The sequence below is a fragment of the Microbacterium sp. A20 genome (assembly GCF_004794515.1).
In the GTDB taxonomy this organism is placed as follows: domain Bacteria; phylum Actinomycetota; class Actinomycetes; order Actinomycetales; family Microbacteriaceae; genus Microbacterium.
In genome coordinates this window covers 65,832-72,205 of record NZ_SSDF01000043.1, presented here as the reverse complement: position 1 = coordinate 72,205, position 6,374 = coordinate 65,832, and the positions used below count along the sequence as shown (strand labels likewise).

At 68.7% G+C, this 6,374-nt stretch carries 7 protein-coding genes; 5 read left to right on the top strand and 2 right to left on the bottom strand.

What is annotated here, in order from left to right; all coding sequences use genetic code 11:
* Nucleotides 1-181: 181 nt before the first annotated feature.
* Genes DW298_RS02920 through DW298_RS02910 form a run of 3 tightly spaced genes read left to right on the top strand, consistent with a single transcriptional unit; the run spans nucleotide 182 to nucleotide 2,859 of the window.
* Entirely contained in the window at nucleotides 182-502 is a 321-nt protein-coding gene (locus DW298_RS02920) for a hypothetical protein (RefSeq protein WP_136041004.1), read from the top strand.
* On the top strand, nucleotides 483-2,174 hold the full coding sequence (locus DW298_RS02915) for an alpha/beta hydrolase (RefSeq protein ID WP_168429441.1): 1,692 nt from the start codon (nucleotides 483-485) through the stop codon (nucleotides 2,172-2,174). Before DW298_RS02920 ends, DW298_RS02915 begins: the two co-directional genes overlap by 20 nt.
* A gap of 37 nt (nucleotides 2,175-2,211) precedes the next feature.
* Complete coding sequence (locus DW298_RS02910) at nucleotides 2,212-2,859, top strand: hypothetical protein (protein ID WP_136041002.1); 648 nt, start codon at nucleotides 2,212-2,214, stop codon at nucleotides 2,857-2,859.
* Nucleotides 2,860-2,880: 21 nt separating this feature from the next.
* On the opposite strand, the gene DW298_RS02905 is transcribed toward DW298_RS02910, so the two are convergent.
* Nucleotides 2,881-3,354: a recombinase family protein gene (locus DW298_RS02905; protein ID WP_136041001.1), complete on the bottom strand. Its 474-nt coding sequence runs from the start codon at nucleotides 3,352-3,354 to the stop codon at nucleotides 2,881-2,883.
* Between the two features lie 54 nt (nucleotides 3,355-3,408).
* Entirely contained in the window at nucleotides 3,409-4,398 is a 990-nt protein-coding gene (locus DW298_RS02900; RefSeq protein ID WP_136041000.1) for a malate dehydrogenase, read from the bottom strand.
* Between the two features lie 51 nt (nucleotides 4,399-4,449).
* Here DW298_RS02900 and DW298_RS02895 point away from each other — a divergent pair, with 51 nt between their 5' ends.
* Nucleotides 4,450-5,334 carry a neutral zinc metallopeptidase gene (locus DW298_RS02895; RefSeq protein WP_136040999.1) on the top strand — a complete coding sequence of 295 codons (885 nt, stop codon included), beginning with the start codon at nucleotides 4,450-4,452 and terminating at the stop codon, nucleotides 5,332-5,334.
* 58 nt (nucleotides 5,335-5,392) lie between these two features.
* A complete protein-coding gene (gene pip / locus DW298_RS02890; RefSeq protein WP_136040998.1) occupies nucleotides 5,393-6,373 on the top strand; it encodes a prolyl aminopeptidase in 981 nt (326 codons plus the stop codon).
* Nucleotide 6,374: the final 1 nt, after the last annotated feature.

Genomic DNA, 6,374 nt, shown 5'->3' with positions numbered 1-6,374 from the left:
GGGCATGATGCGTGCGATCCAGGACCTGGACCAGCAGCTCGCCGGCAGCTGACACACAGACGGTTTTCGGGAGGGGTCGACGGTTCGCCGTCGGCCCCTTTCTCGTGCCCGTCCGATGGGCAGTTCTCCCCATCGGTGATCCGGAGGGCCCCCGATATGCTGATCAGGGCAGAACCGGGGGGTGGCCATGTCAGACGTCGAGATCGACAAGCAGGCGCTGGAGGGCGCGATCCTGCAGATCGGCCAATCGGTCGGCGACTATGTCACGTACGCGAACGACGTCGCCGCGCGTGACACCGGGGTGGGAAACCCGGTCGGGCGCACCGGGCTGCGGGTGATGCTCGAGAACGCGCTCGGGCAGGCGATGCTCGAGGCCCGGGCACAGCACCTCGCCGGCATCGGGATCACCGACCGCCTGACCACCATCAACGCGTCGTTCGAAGACCTCGACGTGTCGCTGGGTAGCGGATGGGATGCGGACTATGTCTCTGACCTCTCCTAACCGCGGGTGGACGCTCGAGAAGATCGAGTACGACAGCGGCCAGCTCGAAGGCATCCACGCCGATATCGGCACGCTTCGCGACGCGGGTGGCGACGCGAAGATCGTGCTGCGCAACATCGACGGCGGGCTGGAGGGCAGAGGGCAGAGCATCACTCTCGTGCAGAGCGAGTCCGGTGCCCTCGCGAGTCGGATGACCCCGACCATCGCCACTCTCGGACGCATCGCCGACGTCGTTCGCGCCTACGGCGAGGCCGTCGCCACGCATGCCAAGGCCGCGAACGACCTCATCGACGACATCGAGGCGGCGCATGCCGCGAACGAGGCGGCGGTCACGAACCTCGACACGGCCGAATCGCAGCAGCAGCTGTGCACCCCCGACGACGATGCGCGCACGCGGGCGACGGCGGAGCAGGACGTGACCGATGCGGAGAGCGTCCTCGCCTCCACCCGCAGCGCCCTCGAAGGTCTCTGGGAGAGCTGGGAGGCCGCGTACTCCCTGTGGGATGAGGCGTACGGCGCAGCGGTCGCCGCGCTCGTGCGCTCGGACGGCACGACCCTCAGCGAGTCGACCCTCTCGGCGATCGACGCGCTGGCCAACGCCGACAGCCCGGCCGCGGTGACGGAGATCTGGGACAGCCTCACCGATGCGCAGCGGGACGCGCTCCACCGGACGCACCCCGGGTTCATCGGGAACCTCGAGGGCGTTCCGTACCTCGACCGCATGATCGCCAACAAGGCGGCATGCGACAAGGTGATCGACGCGGGTCCCTACGGCGAACCGCTCGACACGCAGTTCGCCACGCTCGGCCTCGAGTTGACCGACTTCGACGGTCAGCTGCTCATGTTCAACCCCTTCGAGCAGCCGCAGGCCACTGCGGCGGTCATGTACGGCGTGAGCATCACGGACGAGAACGGGAATCCGATCGATCCGATGGAAGGGATCACGAACGTCAACGTGCTCGTCGGAGGGATGTTCTCGAGCCTGGAGGATCTCGAAGCCTGGGGGGAGAGCGCACGTAACCTCAACGGCTACGCCGACGACTACGGAAACGACGCCGGGGTGCGCTCGGCGACCATCGCCTGGTACGGCTACGACTCGCCGAACCTCCTCACGGAGCACACGATGGGCAGCGCCACGGAAGGCGCCGCGACGCTCAGCGCGACGCTGAGAGGGCTCGACAACGAAGTGTCGTCGAGCGTCACCACCTCGGTCATCGGTCACTCGTACGGCAGCACGACGGCGTTCCTCGCGGTGGGTGGATCACCCGACAACCTCGGCGTCGACAACCTGATCGCGGTGGGCTCAGCGGGTGTGCCGGACGGCTACCACCAGAACTGGACCGGCGATGACCCGATGGACTACTCCGGGACGCAGATCTACGCGTCGCGCGCCCCTGGTGATCTGGTCGCCCGCTACGGTGAACACAGCTCGTTCGGGCACGGCACCAACCCCGAGGAGCTGCCGGGAGCGATCAGCTTCGAGAGCGACGGCGGAACGGTGCCGAGGCTCGATGGCGGAACCGAGAACGGACTCGGGACCCCGGGTCACGCGTCCCATGATGGCGGCAACAGTGTCTGGGGCTGGTGGGAAGAAGACAACGGCTACCTCGCGAGAGACTCGGAATCCTTCCGTAACATTGCCAATATCGTGGCCAACGGCGAACCGCTGTGATGAGTAGGGCGACGTCGAGGCAGGCGGGGGAGCACGGATGAAGAAACGCTGGCAGACCATTGCGGCGACGGCGGTGTTGGCGCTCGCCCTCGCCGGATGCGCGAACGAAGGAGACGGCATGGCGACGCCCACAGGCGATGAGCTGGTAGCTCAGGCCGAGCAGCACTACCTCGACTACCGGGGCGTGACGAATGACGTGCAGGCGCTGATCTTCGACGGTCCGTGGTCGGCGGAGGTCGGTACCTTCGGGATGCAGCCGTCGGGGGCCGGCTGCCCGGACGGCTCGTACAAGTTCGACCTCGCCCGATCGACCGAGGTGGATCCGGCCGAGCATCCGGCACTGAGCGAGTCCGTGCGGGAACACCTCACCGACGCGGGCTACGACGTCGAGGGCCAGGAACTCGGATCTGGCGAGTCGAAGTCGACCGACGTGATCGTGCGCAAGCAGGGTGACTTCTCGTTGCTGATGGTGACGTTCATCGCGAACGGTTCCGTGTCGGTCACGGCGACGACCAGGTGCTGGCCGGGAGATCGCTACGAGCTGGGCGACCAGCTGTTCGGCGATGCCAACCTCTCGGAAGGATATCTTCCGCGCGAGGAGTCTCCGAGCGATCCGCTGTTCTTCGGTGTGACGCCGGGTGAGCCGGCCTTCGGCCCGACGCCGAAGCCCACCACGACGCCGTAGCGTCTGCGCGCGGGGCCGGCGTCAGCGCGCCGCTGCGTCGGCGAGGTGGCGGGCGTCGTGGCCGAGGACCTTCACGATGATGCCGTGACGCCGCAGCTCGGCGACCGTGCGCGCGCCCTCATCCGCGTCGCGACCCAGAGCCTTGATGTTCACGACGACCAGCACGTCGCCGTGCTTCAGCGTGGAGATGAGACGCGCGAGGCGGTCGTTCCAGCTCTCCAGGATGTCGGGCGCCGGGTGACGGAAGCCTTCGATCGGCACACCGAAGCGGGTGAGGTCGTCACGCTGCTCGACGACCGTGGGCATCCCCTCGCGCGCGACCACCAGACCGACCAGACGCGAGCCGTCGGGGCGTGCGGTCCAGAAGTTGCGGTTCTGCTGCAGCTCGGTGAAGCACTTCGGGCAGGTCGCGGCGTCGTGCGGCAGGTGCAGGGGACTCGTGAGAGCCTCCTCGACCGACGTGGCCGTCTTCGTGGGATCAATCGTCTCGCTCATCGCGCACCTCCGGCATCCATTCTGCCCTGTCGCAGAGTGCCGCGGTGACCCGATTCACAACAGGCCGAGTGCCTGAACCGTCTCGCGCTCCTGGATCAGTTCGGCAACGGACGCATCCACCCGCGCCCGCGCCCAGTCGCTCAGCTCGAGGCCTTCGACGATCTGCCACTCCCCATCCACGGAGCGCACGGGGAACGACGAGATGAGGCCCTCCGGCACGCCGTACTCGCCGTGCGATACGACGCCCGCCGAGGTCCATTCGTCGGTGCCGAGCACCCAGTCGCGGACATGGTCGATCGTCGCGCTCGCCGCGGAGGCCACCGACGACGATCCGCGCACCTCGATGATCTCCGCCCCGCGCTTGGCGACCCGCGGGATGAAGGTCGTCTCGAGCCAGGCCGGCACGTCGCCGACGATCTGCTCGAGTGCCTCTGCGACCGGCTTCCCGCCGACGGTCGCGTGCGAGATGTCGGGGAACTGCGTGGCCGAGTGGTTCCCCCAGATGGGCACCCGGCGCACGGTGTGCACGGGAACGCCGAGCGTCTGCGCCAGCTGGGCACGAGCCCGGTTCTCATCGAGCCGGGTCAGTGCGGTGAACCTCTCGGCGGGTACGCCATCGGCGGCCGCGGACGCGATCAGGGCGTTGGTGTTGGCGGGGTTGCCGACGACCGTGACGCGCACGCCGGATGCTGCGTTCGCCGCGATCGCCGCGCCCTGCGGGCCGAAGATGCCGGCGTTGGCTGCGAGCAGGTCGGCGCGCTCCATGCCGGGGCCGCGCGGGCGGGCGCCCACGAGCAGCGCGAGGTCGGTTCCGTCGAAGCCCACGGCGGCATCATCCGTCACCTCGACGTGCTCGAGCAGCCCGAATGCGCCGTCCTGCAGCTCGAGCGCCGCACCCTCCGCGGCGCCGAGTCCCTGCGGGATCTCCAGCAGCCGCAGCCGCACCTTCTCATCCGGTCCGAGCAGGTCGCCCGCCGCGATGCGGAACAGGAGTGCGTAGCCGATCTGTCCGCCCGCGCCGGTGATGGTGATCGTGGTCGTCATGCTCCGAGCCTACGACCGTTCGGCGAGCTCCGCGCGGAGTACCCTCGACGCATGACCTTCAATCCCGACGCCGACATCTCGGGCAACACCACGCGTCGCCGCGGCCGCAACGGAGCCATCGCGGGCGGCGTGGGCGTGGGCGTGCTCGGCATCATCGCGCTCATCGCCGGACCGCTGCTCGGCATCGATCTGACCGGACTGATCGGCGGCGGGGCACCGAGCGGAGGCGACGAGCCGGCCGGGGGATCGGTCATCGAGAACTGCGACACCGGCGCGCAGGCGAACGCCGACGTCGACTGCCGCATGGCGGGTGCGCAGCTCGTGCTCGACGAGTTCTGGGCCGACGAGGTCGAGGGGTACCGCAAGCCCGGATTCATCGTGGTCGACGGTGCGACGAACACCGCCTGCGGCACGGCATCCAACGCGGTCGGGCCGTTCTTCTGCCCGGGCGACGAGACGGTCTACATCGACCCGACATTCTTCCAGCTGATGCAGGAGCAGTTCGGCGCATCCGCTGGCGAACTCGCCCAGCTCTACATCGTCGGGCACGAGTGGGGCCACCACATCCAGTGGATCACCGGGGTCATGGACGACTACCCGAACAACGGCACCGGTCCCGGAAGCAACGGCGTCCGCACGGAACTGCAGGCCGACTGCTACGCGGGTGCCTGGATCGGACGGATCTCGGAGGAGAAGGACAAGAAGGGCGTCCCGTACCTCCAGCCGACCACGGAGAAGCAGCGCGTCGATGCGCTGAACGCGGCGTTCGCGGTGGGCGACGACCACATCCAGGAGCAGTCCGGCTTCTCGAACCCGGAGAGCTGGACGCACGGCTCCAGCGAGCAGCGGCAGCGCTGGTTCGCCGAGGGTTATCAGAACGGACTCGGCGTCTGCGAGCAGGTGCTGACGCTGCCAGCCGATCAGCTCGACCCGTAGTGCCGCACGCGAACCGCTACCGTTGACGAAGGAGTCAGCACGACCGGTTGGGGGACCGATGAAGAAGAAGACGACGGATGCACTGTATCCACCGATCGAACCGCACGAGACCGGGGAACTGCTCGTCGGCGACGGCCACCGTGTCTACTGGGAGGTCAGCGGCAACCCCGAGGGCAAGCCGGTGGTGTTCCTCCACGGCGGGCCCGGCAGCGGCACCTCGCCCTGGCAGCGCCGATTCTTCGACCCCGAGGTCTATCGCATCGTGCTGTTCGACCAGCGCGGCTGCGGACGCAGCACGCCGCACGCGAGCGCGCCCGACGCGGACTTCCGGTACATCACGACCGCGCACCTGATCGCCGACATCGAGCTGCTGCGCAAGAACCTCGGCATCGACAGCTGGCAGGTGTTCGGCGGGTCATGGGGGAGCGCCCTCGCGCTGGCGTATGCGCAGGCGCACCCGGATGCCGTGACCGAGCTCGTGCTCCGCGGGATCTTCACCCTGCGCCGCGCCGAGCTGGAGTGGTTCTACGAGGGCGGCGCCGCCGCGCTGTTCCCCGACCTCTGGGAGAGTTTCCTCGCGCCGATCCCGGTGCTCGAGCGTTCGCACATGATCGAGGCGTACCACCGGCGACTGTTCGACCCGGATCCCGCCGTGCACGTACCGGCTGCCGTCGCCTGGTCGAGCTGGGAGGCGGCGACCGTGACGCTGACCCCGGATGCCGCGCAGATCGCGGCGATGTCCGACCCCGAGAAGGCGACCGCGTTCGCCCGCATCGAGAACCACTTCTTCGTCCACCGCGGCTGGTGGGAGGAGGGGCAGCTGATCGCCGGGGTCGACGTCATCCGCCACATTCCGACCGTCATCGTCCAGGGGCGGCACGATGTCGCGACGCCGATGATGACCGCGTGGGACCTGCACCGCGCTTGGCCGGAGGCCGAGTTCGTCGTGGTCGACGATGCGGGTCACGCGGCCACCGAGCCCGGCACCCAGAAGGCGCTGCGCGCCGCGACCGACCGCTTCGCCCGCGCCGCCCGTTGAG